The sequence below is a fragment of the Nonomuraea sp. B1E8 genome (genome assembly GCF_039871515.1).
In the GTDB taxonomy this organism is placed as follows: Bacteria; Actinomycetota; Actinomycetes; order Streptosporangiales; family Streptosporangiaceae; genus Nonomuraea.
Genome location: NZ_JBDPLS010000003.1, coordinates 255,577 through 272,208 on the forward strand (window position 1 = coordinate 255,577; position 16,632 = coordinate 272,208).

Consider the following 16,632-nt stretch of genomic DNA (forward strand, 5'->3'; position numbering starts at 1 on the left):
GCATGCGCGGGTGGGCTCTGCCGCTGGCCCTGCTGGCTCTGGTGAGCTTCGCCACCCAGGTGGTCCGCACCGAACTTCCTGAGCTCCCGACCGTGCCCCTGCGGCCGCCGCCGGTCGATCCCGACGTCCTGGCCAAGCTGCTGGCCCGGCTGCAGCCCGGCTGGCCGCGCCACGTCGACTGCGGGCGGGCCAAGTGCGTGGCCCTGACCTTCGACGACGGGCCGGGCAAGCGCACCGGACGGCTGCTCGACCTGCTGAGAGAGCGGGACGCGAAGGCGACGTTCTTCGTGGTCGGGGAGATGGTGGCCGCGGACGGCGGGCGGACCGTGCAGCGCATCGTGGCCGATGGGCACGAGCTCGGCAACCACTCGTGGAGCCATCCGGCGCTGTCGGAGCTGACGCGCAAGGAGCTCCATCGGGAGCTGCGGCACACCGGCCGTCTCGTGCACCGGCTCACCGGGGTCACGATGCGGGTGATGCGGCCGCCGTACGGGCTGACGGACAAGCACGTGGCGGCCGAGGCACGCCGCGCGGGCATGGCCCAGATCCTCTGGAACGTCGACACCTTCGACTGGCGGGACCGGCAACCCAAGATCGTGGCCAGGCGGGCCGGGCGGGCCAAGCCCGGCTCGATCATCCTGATGCACGACATCCACCGCACCACCGTGAAGGCCGTGCCCGCCCTGCTCGACGCGCTGGAGCGGAAGGGGTTCACGTTCGTCACGGTCTCCGACCTGTACGGCGACCGGAGCCCGCTGCCGGGCAGGAAGTACACGAGGCGGTGACCCGGGGCGCCCGCTCGGCGTGGCAGGCTGTCCACATGGGGTTCAGCGGCTTTCCCGACGAGGCGTTCCTGTTCTACGAGGGTCTGGAGGCTGACAACTCGAAGACCTACTTCGGCCGGCACAAACAGCTCTATGAGGAGGCCGTGCGAGCGCCGATGCTCGCGCTCGCCGACGAGCTGGCCACGGAGTTCGGGCCGGCGCAGCTCTTCCGGCCCTATCGTGACGTGCGCTTCGCCAAGGACAAGTCGCCGTACAAGACGCATCAGGGCGCGTTCGTCGACCTGATGCCGGGCATCGGGCTCTACGTGGAGGTGAGCGCGGCCGGGCTGTTCACCGCGGGCGGCGTCTACACGAAGGCCCCCGACCAGGTCGCCCGCTATCGCGCGGCCGTCGACGAAGACGTGTCGGGCAAGCCGCTGGAGTCGATCATCGACTCGCTGGAGGCGGCCGGCTACACGCTCCACGGCGAGCGGCTCAAGACCAGGCCGCGCGGCTTCGACGCCGGCCACCCCCGCATCGAGCTGCTGCGGCACAGGTCGCTGCACGCGGGGAAACGGTTCGAGCCGGAGCCGTGGGTGCACACGCCGCAGGTGCGCGAGCGGGTGGCGCGCACGTGGCGCGACTTCGGACCTCTGGTCGAGTGGCTCTGCACCCACGTGCGAGGCAGCGAGCTGCCGCCCCGCTGACCTGGCCGCCGGAGCAGGAGACCGCCGCCCCGCCCCGCCGCGCCTGGCCGCCGGAGGCCGCCAGGCGCAACGGGTCAGGCGCGCTTGGCGCGGGCCGCCGCGCGGCCGCGGGTCGCGGCGTCGAGCACCACCTTGCGGATGCGCACGGCGTCAGGAGTGATCTCCACGCATTCGTCCTCGCGGATGAACTCGAGCGCCTGCTCCAGGGAGAGAGCGCGCGGCGGGATCAGCTTCTCCGTCTCCTCGCTGGTGGAGGAGCGCATGTTGGTGAGCTTCTTCTCCTTGGTGATGTTGACGTCCATGTCGTCGGACCGGGAGTTCTCGCCGATGATCATGCCTTCGTAGACCTCGGTCGTCGGCGAGACGAACAGCGTGCCGCGCTCCTGCAGGTTGAGCATCGCGAACGCGGTCACCGGGCCGGACCTGTCGGCCACCAGCGAGCCGTTGTTGCGGGTGCGCAGCTCGCCGAACCAGGGCTCGTAGGAGTCGAAGACGTGGTGGACCAGGCCCGTGCCGCGGGTCTCGGTGAGGAACTCCGTGCGGAACCCGATCAGGCCGCGCGCCGGGACCACGAACTCCATGCGGATCCAGCCGGTGCCGTGGTTGGTCATGTGCTCCATGCGGCCCTTGCGCACCGCCAGGAGCTGGGTGACCGCGCCGAGGTATTCTTCCGGGCAGTCGACCGTGAGGCGCTCGACGGGCTCGTGCACCTTGCCGTCGATCTCTTTGGTGACCACCTGCGGCTTGCCGACGGTGAGCTCGTAGCCCTCGCGGCGCATCTGCTCGACCAGGATGGCCAGCGCCAGCTCGCCGCGGCCCTGCACCTCCCAGGCGTCGGGCCGCTCGGTGGGCAGCACCCGCAGCGACACGTTGCCGACCAGCTCCTTCTCGAGGCGGTCTTTCACCATGCGTGCGGTGACCTTGGAGCCCTTGACCTTGCCCACGAGGGGCGAGGTGTTGGTGCCGATGGTCATCGAGATGGCCGGCTCGTCGACCGTGATGAGGGGCAGCGGGCGCGGGTCGTCGGGGTCGGCCAGCGTCTCGCCGATCATGATCTCGGGGATGCCGGAGATGGCGATGATGTCGCCAGGGCCCGCCTGCTCGGCCGGCTTGCGCTCCAGTGCCTCGGTCATGAGCAGCTCGGTGATCTTCACGCGCTGGATCGTGCCGTCGGTGCGGCACCAGGCCACCTGCTGGCCCTTGCGCATGACGCCCTGGTGGATGCGGCACAGGGCGATGCGGCCGAGATAGGAGGAGGCGTCGAGGTTGGTGACGTGGGCCTGGAGCGGCGCGCTCGGGTCGTAGGTCGGCGCCGGGATGGTCGACTTGATGATGTCGAACAGCGGCTCGAGGTCTCCCGAGTCGGGCATGCCGCCGTCGTCGGGGCGCACCATGGAGGCCCTGCCCGCCTTGGCCGAGGCGTAGACGATCGGGAAGTCGATCTGCTCCTCGGTGGCGTCGAGATCCATGAAGAGCTCGTAGACCTCGTCGACGACCTCTTTGATGCGGGCGTCGGGGCGGTCGACCTTGTTGATGCACAGGATGACCGGCATCTTCGCCGACAGCGCCTTGCGCAGCACGAAGCGGGTCTGCGGCAGCGGGCCCTCGGAGGCGTCGACCAGCAGCACGACCCCGTCGACCATCGAGAGCCCGCGCTCGACCTCGCCGCCGAAGTCGGCGTGGCCGGGGGTGTCGATGATGTTGATGGTCATGCCGCCGTGCTTGACCGCGGTGTTCTTCGCGAGAATGGTGATGCCCTTCTCGCGCTCGAGGTCGTTGGAGTCCATGACGCGGTCGTCGACGTCCTGGTTGGCGCGGAAGGCCCCGGACTGCCAGAGCATGGCGTCGACCAGCGTGGTCTTGCCATGGTCGACGTGCGCGATGATCGCGATGTTCCGCAGGTCTTCGCGGCTGTTCAAAGGCATGAGAGGTCTCGCTCTGTGTCGTGGAGGCGGCCGCGCGAAGTCGCGACCTGACAAGTCTAATTGATCCCCTCTGATGGCGAGCGCGAGCGGGACGACGGCGAGGACCCCACGTACATAGCCGGTTGCACAATTGTGCGCATGGCAATCGTGGCCGGGGTCCCTACATTAACGGCATGACCTGGACAGAGCTGGTGATGGCCGCGGCGCCGACACGGGGCGAAAGGCCGGCGGTGAGCGATGTCCGGACAGGCGAGGTGTTGTCGTACGCGACCTTCGTCAAACGGGTCACCCGTGGCGCGGCCGGCCTGCGCCGCCGGGGTCTGGGCTACGGTGAGCGGGTCCTCGTCAACGTCCCGCCCGGCGCGACGCTGCCGGTCGCGATCCACGCCGTCGCCTGGGCGGGCGGCGTCGCGGTGCTCGCGGCCTCCGGCTCCGCCCGCATGATGATCACCCAGCGCCACTACGACCCCGCCGCCACGCAGGTCGAGCAGGTCTACTCCTTCCTCCCGGTCGAGGGGGCCGCGCCGTTCTCCGAGCTGCTCGACGAGCGCGGGGTGGAGTTCGGGCCGCTGGCCGGCCCGGCGCTCACGTTCGGCGGGCGGCGCGTGTTCGACCACGACGAGCTGGCAGGCGACCTGCGCAGGCTCGCCGTGCGGGTGGCCATCGCCAAGGACGACGTCCTGATCAGCGCGGTCAACGATCCGTTCAGAGTGCTGCGGGTGATCGACCTGGCCATGATGACCGGCGCCCACGTCGTGGTCGCCCACGAGCCGAGCCTCGTCGGCTGCCGCGTGCTCGCCCAGGAGCGGCGGGCGAGCGTCGTCGTCGCACCCTACGACCTGGCGAGGAGGCTGCTCGGCGATCCCGCGCTGCGCGTCGTCGACGAACGGACGGTCGTGAGCTCGCTCGGCCTGTGATCTCGATGGGCACCACCGCGTCCCTGGCCGGGCTGGAGGAACATGAGCCTGCGACCTGATGCGCAGGTCTCCTGGCGGGGAAAGTGCGACACTGTCGGAGGGTGTGATCCTTCTGCGATGCGCGGGTGACCACATGTCTGAGCTGCCCCGGCACAACCTCCCCGCCGAGCCCAACCGGTTCGTGGGCCGCGAGCGCGACGTCGGCGACCTGCGCCGGCTGATGGGCGACACCCGGGTGGTGACGCTGTGCGGGGTCGGCGGCATCGGCAAGACCCGGCTCGCGCTGCGGGCGGCCGCCGGGCTCCTGCCCTCCTACCCGGGCGGCGTCTGGCTGGCGGAGCTGGCCGGGGTCGGCCGTCCCGAGCTCGTGGAACGGGAGCTCGCCGGCGTGCTCGGCGTGCGCGAGGAGGCCGGCCGCCCGCTGCTCGACACGGTGGCGGCCAGGCTGCGCGGTCAGCCCTGCCTGCTGCTGCTCGACAACTGCGAGCACCTGGTCGAGCGGTGCGCGGAAGTGGTCGCGGCGCTGATCGCGGCCTGCCCGCCGCTGAGCGTCATGGCGACCAGCAGGGAGCCGCTGCGCATCGCCAGCGAGCTGGTCTGGCGGGTGCCGCCGCTCGAGCTGCCGCCCGTCACGGGCCGCCCCGACGCCGAGTCGGTGCGGTTGTTCCTCGACCGCGCGGCCGCCGCGGGCACGCGGCTGGGCCCCGGCAGCCTGCCCGACGTGGCGCGCCTGTGCCGGGCGCTCGACGGGCTGCCGCTGGCCATCGAGCTGGCCGCGGCCCGTACGAGCCTGCTCAGCCCCGGGCAGATGGCCGACCGCGTCGACGACAGGTTCGCGCTGCTGACGACCGGCGGCCGTACGGCTCCCGCCAGGCAGCGCACGCTCCTCTGCACCGTCGAGTGGAGCCACGACCTGCTGTCGGCGAAGGAGCAGGTGCTGCTGCGCAGGCTGGCGGTGTTCGCCGGCGCGTTCGACCTCGACCTGGCCGAGCAGGTCTGCGCCGAGCCGCCGATCTCCGAGATGGAGATCGTCGACCTGCTCGGCGGCCTGGTCGACAAGTCACTCGTGCTCTGCGACGAGGGCCGCGCACGCTACTGGCTGCTCGAGACCATCAAGCGGTACGCCGCCGAGCGCCTCGACACGGCGAGCGAGCGGGAGATCCTGCGCGAGCGGCACCTCGGCGCGCTCTGCGAGCTGCAGGAACGCCATCTCGCCACCGAGCTGGTCGAGCCGGGCGTGCCCTGGGAGGGCCGGCTGGAGGCGCTGACCGCGAGCCGGAGCCTGGCCGACGACCAGCGGGTGGCGCTCGGCTGGGCCGCCGAGTCCGGCAACCCGGCGCTGGGCCTGCGCCTGTGTGCCGCCGGTACGGCGCTGCTGTCCGTCGGCGGCAACCCGGCGGAGATCCTCGCCTGGACGGAGCGGCTGCTCGCCCTCGACCTGTCGGAGGTGCCCGGCGAGCGGATCGCGCGGGCCGAGGCCTGCCTCGCGTACGGGCTGGAGGCGCGCGACGAGCTGGACCGCTCGCTGGAGGTGGCCGGGCGGAGCCTGGCCCGGTTGCCGCCCGACGTGTTCACCCGCTGCGTCCTGCACAGCGTCATGGCCGTGGTGTTGTTGCGCGTGGGCAGGCCCGACGAGGCGCTGCCGCACGCCCAGGAGTGCCTGGCCCTCGCCACCCGGTCCGGCGACGCCTGGAACCAGGCGGCCGGGCTGGCCGGGTTGTCGGCGGTGGCCCTGACGCGTGGCCGGCTGCGGGAGGCGCAGCGGCACGGCGAGGAGGCGCTCGCGCGGGCGCGCGAGCACGGTCACCGCTGGATCATGGCGCGGACGGCCGCCCAGCTCGGCTCGGTGGCCGAGGCCCGCGGCGACCTGGTGACGGCCAGGTCCCGCTACGAGCTGGCCGTTCCGTGGTTGCGGGAGCTGGGCGGCGACCTGGAACTGGCGCGCTGCCTGGCCAGGATCGGCAGGGTGGCGGCGATGTCGCACGAGTTCGGCGTCGCCAGGGAGCGGCTGGCGGCGAGCCGCGCGCTGGCCGGGGCGACGGGGCAGCGTCAGGACATGGCCCGGTGCCTGGCCGGGCTGTCGGTGCTGGCGGAGTGCGAGGGCGATCTCGCCGGCGCGGTGCTGGCCGCGGGCGCGGCGGCCACGCTGCGCGCCTCGATGGGCCGGCACCCGGCCACGACGCGGATCGAGGAGCTGCTCGGCCGGGCCAGGGCCCGGCTGGGAGAGGGCCGCACCAGCTCGCTGTGGTCGCGGGGCCGGGCGATGGACCCCGACGACGCCGCGCGCCACGTGCTGGAGCGCGAACGGCTGACGGCCGGGACGCCCGCGGTGACCGAGCCCGTCAGGCACTCGCTGCTGACCGCGCGCGAGCAGGAGGTCGCCGGGCTGCTCACCCGCGGCCTGTCCAACCGGGCCATCGCGGAGGAGCTGGTGATCAGTCCCGCGACGGTGGCGCGCCACATCGCGAACATCATGGAGAAGCTCGGCTACACCTCGCGGGCGCAGATCGCGGTCTGGGCCGCGGAACACCCCAGGGCTTCTGCATAGGGATCTGCATATTCCGCCCCATGCATGCACGAGACGCCCTCCCTACCGTTGGCCCCATGGAGGAGCGCATCGTCATGGTGGACCTGGGCACCGGCCTGACGCTCACCGAGGAGCAACTGGACGAGAGGTCCGCCATGGCGACCGTCCAGTTGCGGCGCAGAGGCGTTCGCGCGGGTGACACCGTGCTCATCTGCCTGCCCGTCGGAGCCGACCTGATGATCGCGACGGACGCGGTGATCGCCGCGGGCGGCGTCGCCTGCCCGCTGCCGGCCGATCTCGACGTCGACACCCTCAGGAGCCGCATCCGCGCGACCGGCGCCCGCGTGATGATCTCCGAGGTGCCGCGGGCGCTGGAGGCGGCGGACGAGACGCGCGTACGGATCGTGATGGGCGTCGCAGACCTGGGCGCTCTGCCTCCCTATCCGATCCGTCGTGATTTCTGCACGCAAAGTGATCGCATCGAACGCCGAAGCAGTGGAGACTGAGCGGGACGGACAGTTCCCGCGACCCCATGGGCCCTCACATGATGGCGCAAGTCCCGCACAACCTCCCCGCGGAGCCCAACCGTTTCGTCGGCCGCGCGCGAGATGTGGCCGAGCTGAGCGCGCTGATCCACGAGGAACGCGTGATCACGCTCAGCGGCGTCGGCGGCATCGGCAAGACCCGCCTGGCGCTGCGCGTCGCGGCGCGGGCGATGCCCGGGTTCGCGGGCGGCGTGTGGCTGGTCGAGCTGGCCCGCATCGGCAGGCCCGCGCTCGTCGTCAACGAGCTGGCCGAGGTGCTGGGCGTGCGCGACGAGACTCCGGGCAGGCTGCTCGACGGCCTGCGGGTGCGCCTGCGGGCGGCCAGGGCGCTGATCATCCTTGACAACTGCGAGCACCTGGTCGAGCGGTGCGCCGAGCTGGTGGCCGAGCTGATCGCCGCGTGCCCCGAGCCGGCGTTCCTGATCACCAGTCGGGAGCCCCTGCGCATCCCCGGCGAGCTGGTGTGGCGGGTGCCGCCGCTCGAACTGCCCGACGACCACCACCCGGACGCCGAGTCCGTGCTGCTCTTCGTGGAGCGGGCGCTGGCCGCCGGCGCGCGCGGGGTCCCGGACAGCATGGACGACGTCGTACGCCTGTGCCGCGCGCTCGACGGCGTGCCGCTGGCGCTGGAGCTGGCGGCGGCCCGTACCAGCCTGCTGAGCCCGGGCCGGATCGCCGACCGCATCGGCGACAGGTTCGGGCTGCTCACCACCGGCGACCGTACCGCCCCCGCCCGGCAGCGCACGCTCCTCGCCACCGTGGAGTGGAGCCACGATCTCCTCTCGACGCAGGAGCGGGTGCTGCTGCGCAGGCTGTCGGTTTTCGCCGGGCTGTTCGACCTGGAGCTGGCCGAGCGGGTGTGCGCGGACGGCGGCATCCTGCGCGGCGCCGAGCTGCTCGACCTGCTCAGCGCCCTGGTCGACAAGTCGCTGGTGCTCCACCCCGGCGCCGCCGGCCGCTACCGCCTGCTGGAGACGATCAAGCAGTACGCCGCCGAGCGCCTGGAGGAGGCGGGCGAGGTGGCACAGCTGCGAGACAGGCACCTGCGCGTGATCTGCGAGGAACTGGAGCAGTGCTACGGCGCCGACTCGCTCAACCGCGGGATGTCCTGGGAGGCGATCAAGCAGGCGTTCACCAGGGGGCGGTCCCTGCTCGACGACTGCCGCGCGGCCGTCGACTGGGCGGTGGAGTCCGAGCAGCCGGTACTCGGGCTGCGCCTGGCGAGCACGGCCCTGGCGATCCAGGCCGTCCGCGGCGACCTCGGCGAGAGCGTCGGCTGGCACGAGCGGCTGCTCGCGCTCGATCTGTCGGAGGTGCCGCCCGAGCTGGTGGCGGTGGCCAACGGCGGCCTGGCGTACGGGCTGGAGCTCGGCGACGAGCTGGCCCGCGCGGAGGAGCTCGTCGTGCGGGCCGTCGAGGAGCAGAAGAGACACCCCTACACGCACTGGCTCGGCATCACCTACTGCGTGGCGCTGACCGTGTTCTTCCGCAGGGGGAAGAGCAAGGAGGCCCTGGCCTACCTCGACGAGCTGGAGGCAGCGGCCACCGCCCACGACGACCTGTTCAACCTGGCCACCGTCCGGATCGCCCGGCTGAACGTGGCGCTCTTCCACGGCCGCCTGCGCCAGGCCCGGCGCTACGGCGAGGAGGCGCTGGCCATCGCCAGGAAGACCGGTCACCACTGGACCCTGGCCAGGGCGCTGACCCATCTGGGCGCGGTGGCCGAGGCCGCCGGTGACCTGGAGACGGCCATGTTCCACCACGCCTCGGCGCTGCCGCTGCTCGCGGACATGGACAACCGGATCGAGCTGGCCCGCTGCCACACCAAGATCGCGAGGGTGGCGGCCGGGCTGCGCGACTTCGCGACCGCCGGTGAGCACGTGGCCGCCGGTCTGGCCCTGAGCTTGCGGACCGGCCAGCGGCGCGGGATCGTCCGCGCTCTCATGGCGCTGTCCGCGATGGCCAGGGCCCGGGACGACGTCGAGGGCGCGGTGTCGGCCGCGGCGGCCGGCACCGCGCTGCGCGAGGCCATCGGGCAGTTCGGCGCGCCCGGCCGCGTCCAGGAGCTGCTGGCTCTCGCCCGCGCGCGGCTCGGCGAGGGCCGGGTGGCGCTGCTGTGGGCGCAGGGCATGGAGCAGACGCCCGAGGAGGTGGCCGAGCGGGTGCTCGGCCGCGCTCGATCCGAGGCGGCCGCTCCGGGGCCGCCGGGGTCCTCCGCGCTTGCCGGCCTGCGCTACGACGGGCTGACCGGCCGGGAGCGGCAGGTCGCGGCGCTGCTCACCCGGGGGATGAGCAACCGTGCCATCGCGCTGGAGCTGGTGATCAGCCCGGCGACCGTGGCCAGGCACGTCGCCAACATCATGGACAAGCTGGGCTTCGACTCGCGCGCCCAGATCGCGGTGTGGGCGGCCAAGCACGGGATGGACGCGGAGCGAACCTAAGCTCGTCCTCATGCCTTTCGCGCCCAACTTCCCCGTCATGCTGAGGACCGAGGACGGGGTTCGCATCGACGCCTCGCACACTCCCGCCAGGTTGCCCGCCGCCGGGGCCGATCCGGCGCCGTCAGGGCCCCTGGACGTCGGGATCGTGGTGGCGCACGGTTTCACCGGTTCGTGGCGTGAGCGGGCCGCCCGCCGCATCGTGCACGTGCTGAGCCGCTACGGCGGCGTGGTGGCGTTCGACTTCCGTGGCCACGGCCGTTCGGGCGGCCTGACCACCGTGGGGGACGCGGAGATCCTCGACGTGGACGCCGCCGTCAGGCACGCCCGGGTGGTCGGCTACTCCAGGATCGCGGTCGTGGGCTTCTCCATGGGGGCGGCGGTGGCCGTACGCCATGCGGGGCTCAGGCGCGGCGTGGACGCGGTGGTCGCGGTGAGCGGCCCGGCCCGGTGGTACTACCGGGGCACCAGGCCGATGCGGCAGGTGCACTGGGCCATCGAGCGGCGGGCCGGCCGGCTGGCGGCCCGGCTGGTCAAGCGCACCAGGATCGCTCCCGGCGCGTGGGACCCGATCCCGATGCCGCCGCACGAGGCCGCAGGGCGCATCACGCCGGTGCCGCTGCTGATCGTCCACGGTGAGGCCGACGCGTTCTTCCCTGTGGAGCACGCGCACCAGCTCTACGACGGTGCGCGCGAGCCGAAGGAGCTCTGGATCGAGCCGGGGTACGGCCACGCGGAGACCGCCGCCACCCCCGAACTCATCGGCAAAATTGGCAAATGGATCTCTATGAACTTTTCGTGAGTAATACACGTCTACCTAGGGCGGATGGATAAAAACCGCCGGGAGAAAGTCTCAGGTGATGGAAGCCGTCATGACGGTGACCATGGGACATACTTCAGTAGTCAGGCGGTCGCCCACCGTGGCTCGCCGCCGGCGGATCGCCATGGGTGAGGCGATCCGCACTTTCAGTGCCTCCATCGGGTGGATCACTGCGGGGAGTGGGGTATGCACTGTGAGTGGCGGGGTCTGCACCTAGCGTTGCGGGGGCGCGCTGGGTGCACATCCCGTACGACGAGGGCCCCGCGGCCGGCCGCGGGGCCCTCCTTCCGCCCGGTCAGCCGAGCCGGGCGATGGTCTTGTACTCCAGATAACCGTTGAGCCCCTCCGGGCCGAGCTCGCGGCCGATGCCGCTGGCCTTGTAGCCGCCGAAGGGCGCGTTGGTCTCCAGCATGTAGCAGTTGACGCCGTACGTCCCGGTGCGGACCTGGCGGGCGACCTCCATGCCGTGGTCGGCGTCGGCCGTCCACACCGTGCCGGCCAGGCCGTAGTCGCTGTCGTTGGCGATGCGGACGGCGTCGGCCTCGTCGTCGTACGGGATCACGGCCAGAACCGGGCCGAAGATCTCCTCGCGGGCGATGCGCATGTCGTTGGAGACGCCGGCGAAGACGGTGGGCGCGACGTACCAGCCCCTGTCGTACGGCCGCTCCAGGCCACCGACCACGATCTTGGCGCCTTCGTCCATGCCGATCCTGATGTAGCCCTCGACGCGTTCCTGCTGTCGCCTGGCCACCAGCGGGCCGATGCCGGTCGCCGGGTCGGCGGGGTCGCCGACGGGCTGGGATCCGACCATGCCCGCGATGGCGTCCACGACCTCGTCGTAGCGGCTGCGCGAGGCGAGGATGCGGGTCTGGGCCACGCACGCCTGGCCGTTGTTCATGAGGCTGGCCATGGACAGGAAGCCCATGCTCGCGGTCAGGTCGGCGTCGTCGAGGATGATGGCGGCGGACTTGCCGCCCAGCTCCAGGCTGACCCGCTTGAGCTGCTCGCCGCAGATGGCCGCGATGCGCCGGCCGGCCGCCGTGGAGCCGGTGAAGGCCACCTTGTCGACGCCCGCGTGCGAGACCAGGTGCTCGCCCGTCTCGCGGCCCGCGGGCACGATGTTGAGCACGCCCGCGGGCAGTCCCGCCTCGACCGCCCACTCGGCCAGCAGGTACGCGTCCAGCGGCGTCTCCGGCGCCGGTTTGAGCACGACCGTGCAGCCGGCCAGCAGCGCGGGCGCGAGCTTCGTCATCGTGACGAACTGCGGCACGTTCCACGGCACCACGGCCGCCACGACGCCCACGGGCTCCCTGCGCACGGTGAGCGGGCCGAACAGCCCTGGCCGCTCCTCCTCCTGCTGGAACGTCTTGCCGAGTTCGGCGTAGAACTGCAGCATGCCGAGCGGCTGGGGCGCCTGCGCGAGGTTGGAGAAGGTGATGGGCGAGCCCATCTCCTCCGTGATGAGCCGGGCCATCTCGCCCTGCCGCTCGTTGTAGATCGCGGCCAGCCTGCTGATCACCTCGGCCCGCTCGGCGAACGTCATCCGGGGCCAGGGTCCGTGGTCGAACGCCTGCCTGGCGGCCGCGACCGCGCGTTCCACGTCCTCGGGCGTGCCGTCGGGCACCCGGCCGACGACCTCCTCGGTGTGCGGGGAGATGACGTCTATCGTCGCGGTGCCCGCCGGGGCCACCCATTCGCCCCCGATGAACAGCTTGTCGTGCTGGCGCATGTCGTGAGCCTCCTGCTTGACCGAATGCTTGCTTGCTCTGGGGATGCCTCAAGGTGACCGAACCATGTTCTGGACGCGCACGCAAGAGGGGTGCGGCCGGTGCGCCGCACCCCTCCGCCGCGGTCAGCGGGGATCGCCGAGCAGGTGCCGCATCGACCGTTCGACCAGGTCCGTACGCGCGTCCTGGCCGGTCACGCTCTCGACGCCGAAGCCCAGGTAGACGGTGTCCTTGGTGACGACTCCGCCCCCCTCCTCGAAGAGCTGGTCCGTACGGAACCAGTTATTGATCGACGGCGCCGAGCCCTCGGGCGGGTCAGCGACGCTCCAGCCGCCCAGGTCCGCCTCGAACGAGGTCTCCTCGGCGACCGCGCCGTCGAGCGTGAGCGCGAAGTCGTCGAGGAAGACACCCGCGCCCTGGGTGGCCCAGTCGGTGATGTACGAGACGGAGAGCTCGACCTGCCTGCCCGCGTACGGGGTCAGGTCGATCTTCCACTGCTGCCAGCCGCCCGAGTTGCCGGAGGCCGCGTGCCACGCGCCGGACGTCCCGGCCGGCTCGCAGGAGGCGCCCTGGTAGCGCTGCGTGAACGGGTGGATCGTGCGCCAGCCGCCGCTGCTCTCGGCGTCGCAGCTGTCGCCGGTGTCCTGGGAGGTGTGCCCGTTCGCGTCCGGAAGCGTGGTCCAGTCGTCGCCGCCCGCCGTCCTGGCCTCCACCGTCAGGAAGTCCCAGGCGCTCTCGATGTCGTACGACGTCCAGAACGTCAACTCGCCGCTGCTCTTGCCGGTCAGGTCGACGGTCCTGGTCAGCCGCTTCCACGACACGTCGGCGATGCCGCTGTAGACGTCCCAGGAGCCCGAGTGCGGGTCGAACGGGCCGCCGGGCCTGGCCCACTTGACCGGAGCGGAGCTCGCGAAGCGCGGGAACCGGTCGGCGGGCAGGATCGCCGAGGTCGCCACGAACGCGTTGGTGTGGCCCGGCTCCAGGCTCGCCTCGAAGCCCTCGAACGCGCCGGAGGCGCCCTTCAGCGCGAACGGCTGCCCGGTGCCCTGGTCGGTGCCCCCGTCGTCGAAATAGACGTAGGCGCCCAGCCAGTACTGCTGGAAGTCGTTGAACACCGGGATGCAGGGCGGGTCGCCGGGTTCCGTGCACTCGGGGTTCTCGGGCTGGTCCGGCTCGTAGAAGTACAGGCCGTTGCCGTTGGCCGCGTACGACGCGTACTTGCCCGCGTGCAGCAGCTTGCCGCCCTCGTTCAGGTAGTCGCGGACCGCCAGCTCGGTGTCCACGCCGGCCTTGGACGTGGTGCCGGGCACCTGGCCCTCGGAGCGCGGGATGACGTCGTCGCCGGTCTCCCAGACCACGGCCTTGTAGTGGCTGAGCACGCCGAGCGGGTGCGGGGCCCTGCGGCCCATCCGGTCCAGGTCGTACACGTCGGAGGAGTAGCCGGCCGCCTTCAGGGCCGCGGTGTACGCGCCGGCGTACTTCGCCTCCGTGCCCTCCTGGTCGGGGCTGATGCCGGTGACGTCCTCGGCGGCCAGCACGAGCACCTTGCCGCCGATGTCGTCGGCGACGGTGTAGGTGAAGCCGTCGCTCTTCTTGCCGATCGAGGAGAACCAGACCTTCACCTTGTCGCCGGGCCTCGTCCCGGTGATCTTGCCGCGCAGCCGGTGGTAGTAGCGGTCGTAGCCGTCGCCGTAGCGCTCGCCGCCCTTCCATTCGTGCGTTGGGGAGATCCGGGTACGACCGCCGTTGACCTGGTAGTTCAGGAAGACCGGGCCCAGCCTGCGCTTGGCGTTGACCTGGACGACCTGGTTCTTGCCGTGGCTGACCTCGAACGGGTCGAGCACGAAGTCGGGGGTCTTGTTGCCCAGATGGCTGACCGGCTCGACCGGGTCGACCGCGGACCTCGCCACGTCGAGCGCGAACGGCAGGCCCTTCTCGAACTCCGCCTGCACCAGCGCCTCGTCGTCGGGGAAGACGAAGCCGCAGCCGTCGCAGCCCTCGTTGAGCTCGGGCGTCCACGACAGCGTGCCGTAGCGGTAGTGCGCCTGGTCGTTGGTGTCGCCGTTGGTGGTGTACAGCTCGGCGCCGAGGTCGGGGTCGAAGCCGGGGATGGCGGGCTTGGCGTCGTCGCCCGTGAGCGCCTCGTAGATCGGGTTGTCGGCCGTCTCCGTGGCGATCTGCACGCCGATCGGGTAGAGCAGCAGCGGGCCGTACGAGTGGTAGTTGAGCTGCATCTCGAACCTGACCCGCCGCAGCAGGCCGTCCATGGCCCTGGTCTCGGGCTCGCTGGCCGGACCCGTGCCGCGGTAGGTCTCGCTGCTGGGGATGCTCGACGAGCCTTCCTCGTCGTAGTGGAAGTTCGTGGGGAAGTTCCGGTTGAGGTCGACGCCGTCGGCGCCGGTGATCCGGCCGTCTCCGTTGTTGTCGCGCAGGTTCTTGCGCCACAGGCGGTTGCCCTCGGTGAACGTGAAGTCGTAGCCGTCGGGGTTGGCCACCGGCACGAACCACAGCTCGGTCCTGTCGAGCAGGTCCCTGAGCGCGCGTTTGTTGGCGACGACGTGTTTCAGCAGCCGCATGTCGACCTCGGTGGCGATCCACTCGCGGGCGTGCTGCGTGGCCGAGAAGAGGGTCGAGGGCTTGATGCCGTCGGGCAGCAGCCGGGCGCCCGTGCTCACCTTGGCGGCCAGGATGTCCTGGCCTTTGAGCGTCTTGCCGATGGACTGGAGCTTGACGATGTCCCTGTTGGCCTTCGCGATGTCCCTGAGCTGGTCGGCGATGCCGCCGGGCTCGGAGTAGGACCGGAAGACGGTGTAGCCGCCGGCCGCCTGCGCCTTCGCGGCCTGGAGCTGGCTCTGGCCTTGCTGGTTGCGCACGGGTTCGGGGTCGTGGCCGAGCTTCTCCAGCGTGCCGAGGTCGTCCTCGGCCGCGGTCAGCTCGATGTGCTCCTTGCCCTCCCTGACCTCGTGCTGGACGACGTCGAAGCCCTTCTCCCTGAGGGTCTGGGCGGTGCCCGGCGGGCTGTCGAGCTGGTAGAGCTCGATGCGGTCACGGGCCGGCAGCGGGTCCGCGGACGCCTGGGCGGGCGCGGTGACCACGAGGGACGTGCCTAAGCCGAGGATCACGGCCGCGGCGAGGATCGATGATCGAGACACGGGTGTCTGCCCCTTCGCAGAGACGAGTTCGCCGTCATCTTGACGTTTGGAGCGATACACGCAAGGCCCAATGTTCTGGTTCGTCCGGTGTTGGACAAAAGCCGTGAATCATCGCCAAAGGTGCGGCAGTTCGGTCGTTCGGATGACAGAGATCAAGATCATCTTCTATAGTTTCGGTCCGTCTATGAGGGGAGGGGACGGGTGTGAGGATCTGGCGATTCGCCGTTCTTGTCACCGTCCTCGCCGGGCTGCTCGGCCTCCAGCCCGGACAACCGGCCGCAGCCGATCCCTCGCCCGCCGAGCTGCGCAAACTCACCAAGCAGGCGGCCCGGCTCAGCCAGCAGTATCGCGGCCAGATCCAGATCCTGGAAGAGATCAGGATCCAGGCGAAGAGGGCCACCGACACCTCGGGCGATCTGGCGGCGCAGCTCAAGGCCGCCCAGGCCGAGGTGGGCCGGATCGCGCAGACCGCCTACATCATGGGCCCGCTCGACAACTTCCGGCTGATCGCGCCCAACGACGACCCGTACAAGATCCTGGGCCAGGCCGCCAACATGGGCTACATGGCCAACGAGCGCACCGAGCGGGTCAAAAGCATCCAGAGACTGATCAAGAAGCACAAAGAGGCGAAGCTCAAGGCCAACGACAAGATCGAGAAGCTCCGCAAGGAGATCAAGGCCATGCAGGCCAAGCGGCGCGACATCCAGCGCCTGCTCGCCAAATACGGTTTCCAGCAGCCCGGCGGGTCAGAGGGCCTGACGCAGCGCATGGTCTCGGTCCGCGCGGAGATCATGCAGAACTTCCCCATGAAGTACGGCGTCGGCTGCCTGCGCCCAGGCGATCCCGGCGAACACGGCAAGGGCCGGGCCTGCGACTTCATGATGTCCAGAGGCGGCACCGTGGCCGCCGGCGCCGACGCGGCCAACGGCGACGCCCTCGCCGCGTGGCTCATCAAGAACGGCCCCAGGCTCGGCGTGATGTACATCATCTGGAAACAGCGCTACTACGACATCCGCTCGGGCGGCGGCTGGGACCCGATGTCCAACCGGGGCGGGGCGACGGCCAACCACTACGACCACGTTCACGTGTCGGTGTTCTGACCCGCGAGAA

Annotated in this window: 11 protein-coding genes; 8 read left to right on the top strand and 3 right to left on the bottom strand. The window is 71.1% G+C overall.

Annotated features, from left to right (window positions below; genetic code table 11):
* Window positions 1-2: 2 nt before the first annotated feature.
* Together ABGA98_RS13370 and ABGA98_RS13375 are read left to right on the top strand one after the other, a co-directional pair.
* Entirely contained in the window at window positions 3-785 is a 783-nt protein-coding gene (locus tag ABGA98_RS13370) for a polysaccharide deacetylase family protein (RefSeq protein ID WP_347618557.1), read from the top strand.
* 35 nt (window positions 786-820) lie between these two features.
* Window positions 821-1,471: a DUF2461 domain-containing protein gene (locus tag ABGA98_RS13375; protein WP_347618558.1), complete on the top strand. Its 651-nt coding sequence runs from the start codon at window positions 821-823 to the stop codon at window positions 1,469-1,471.
* A 74-nt stretch (window positions 1,472-1,545) separates the two neighbouring features.
* On the opposite strand, the gene typA is transcribed toward ABGA98_RS13375, so the two are convergent.
* Entirely contained in the window at window positions 1,546-3,396 is a 1,851-nt protein-coding gene (gene typA / locus ABGA98_RS13380; RefSeq protein WP_347618559.1) for a translational GTPase TypA, read from the bottom strand.
* Window positions 3,397-3,569: 173 nt separating this feature from the next.
* Between typA and ABGA98_RS13385 the strand changes: the two genes are divergently transcribed.
* The 5 genes from ABGA98_RS13385 to ABGA98_RS13405 all read left to right on the top strand — a co-directional run bounded on the left by ABGA98_RS13385 (window position 3,570) and on the right by ABGA98_RS13405 (window position 10,625).
* Window positions 3,570-4,313, top strand: coding sequence for an AMP-binding protein (locus ABGA98_RS13385; protein WP_347618560.1), 744 nt, complete (start codon window positions 3,570-3,572; stop codon window positions 4,311-4,313).
* Window positions 4,314-4,446: 133 nt separating this feature from the next.
* On the top strand, window positions 4,447-6,861 hold the full coding sequence (locus ABGA98_RS13390) for a LuxR C-terminal-related transcriptional regulator (RefSeq protein ID WP_347618561.1): 2,415 nt from the start codon (window positions 4,447-4,449) through the stop codon (window positions 6,859-6,861).
* A 56-nt stretch (window positions 6,862-6,917) separates the two neighbouring features.
* Window positions 6,918-7,346: an AMP-binding protein gene (locus ABGA98_RS13395; protein WP_347618562.1), complete on the top strand. Its 429-nt coding sequence runs from the start codon at window positions 6,918-6,920 to the stop codon at window positions 7,344-7,346.
* 38 nt (window positions 7,347-7,384) lie between these two features.
* Window positions 7,385-9,826 (top strand): LuxR C-terminal-related transcriptional regulator, encoded by a 2,442-nt coding sequence (locus ABGA98_RS13400; protein WP_347618563.1) that lies wholly within the window; start codon window positions 7,385-7,387, stop codon window positions 9,824-9,826.
* 10 nt (window positions 9,827-9,836) lie between these two features.
* Window positions 9,837-10,625, top strand: coding sequence for an alpha/beta fold hydrolase (locus tag ABGA98_RS13405; RefSeq protein ID WP_347618564.1), 789 nt, complete (start codon window positions 9,837-9,839; stop codon window positions 10,623-10,625).
* 313 nt (window positions 10,626-10,938) lie between these two features.
* On the opposite strand, the gene ABGA98_RS13410 is transcribed toward ABGA98_RS13405, so the two are convergent.
* Entirely contained in the window at window positions 10,939-12,372 is a 1,434-nt protein-coding gene (locus tag ABGA98_RS13410) for an aldehyde dehydrogenase (RefSeq protein WP_347618565.1), read from the bottom strand.
* A gap of 123 nt (window positions 12,373-12,495) precedes the next feature.
* The gene (locus ABGA98_RS13415; protein WP_347618566.1) at window positions 12,496-15,522 is read right to left on the bottom strand and encodes a M14 family zinc carboxypeptidase; all 3,027 of its coding nucleotides are present in this window, start codon (window positions 15,520-15,522) and stop codon (window positions 12,496-12,498) included.
* Between the two features lie 203 nt (window positions 15,523-15,725).
* On the opposite strand from ABGA98_RS13415, the gene ABGA98_RS13420 reads away from it, so the two are divergent.
* Window positions 15,726-16,622 (top strand): hypothetical protein, encoded by an 897-nt coding sequence (locus ABGA98_RS13420; RefSeq protein WP_347618567.1) that lies wholly within the window; start codon window positions 15,726-15,728, stop codon window positions 16,620-16,622.
* The last annotated feature ends 10 nt before the right edge of the window (window positions 16,623-16,632 follow it).

Bases quoted from the DNA above. Each gene is read 5' to 3' on its own strand.
- ABGA98_RS13370 (WP_347618557.1), top strand. From the start codon at position 3: ATGCGCGGGTGGGCTCTGCCGCTGGCCCTGCTGGCTCTGGTGAGCTTC.
- ABGA98_RS13375 (WP_347618558.1), top strand. From the start codon at position 821: ATGGGGTTCAGCGGCTTTCCCGACGAGGCGTTCCTGTTCTACGAGGGT.
- typA (WP_347618559.1), bottom strand. From the start codon at position 3,396: ATGCCTTTGAACAGCCGCGAAGACCTGCGGAACATCGCGATCATCGCG.
- ABGA98_RS13385 (WP_347618560.1), top strand. From the start codon at position 3,570: ATGACCTGGACAGAGCTGGTGATGGCCGCGGCGCCGACACGGGGCGAA.
- ABGA98_RS13390 (WP_347618561.1), top strand. From the start codon at position 4,447: ATGTCTGAGCTGCCCCGGCACAACCTCCCCGCCGAGCCCAACCGGTTC.
- ABGA98_RS13395 (WP_347618562.1), top strand. From the start codon at position 6,918: ATGGAGGAGCGCATCGTCATGGTGGACCTGGGCACCGGCCTGACGCTC.
- ABGA98_RS13400 (WP_347618563.1), top strand. From the start codon at position 7,385: ATGATGGCGCAAGTCCCGCACAACCTCCCCGCGGAGCCCAACCGTTTC.
- ABGA98_RS13405 (WP_347618564.1), top strand. From the start codon at position 9,837: ATGCCTTTCGCGCCCAACTTCCCCGTCATGCTGAGGACCGAGGACGGG.
- ABGA98_RS13410 (WP_347618565.1), bottom strand. From the start codon at position 12,372: ATGCGCCAGCACGACAAGCTGTTCATCGGGGGCGAATGGGTGGCCCCG.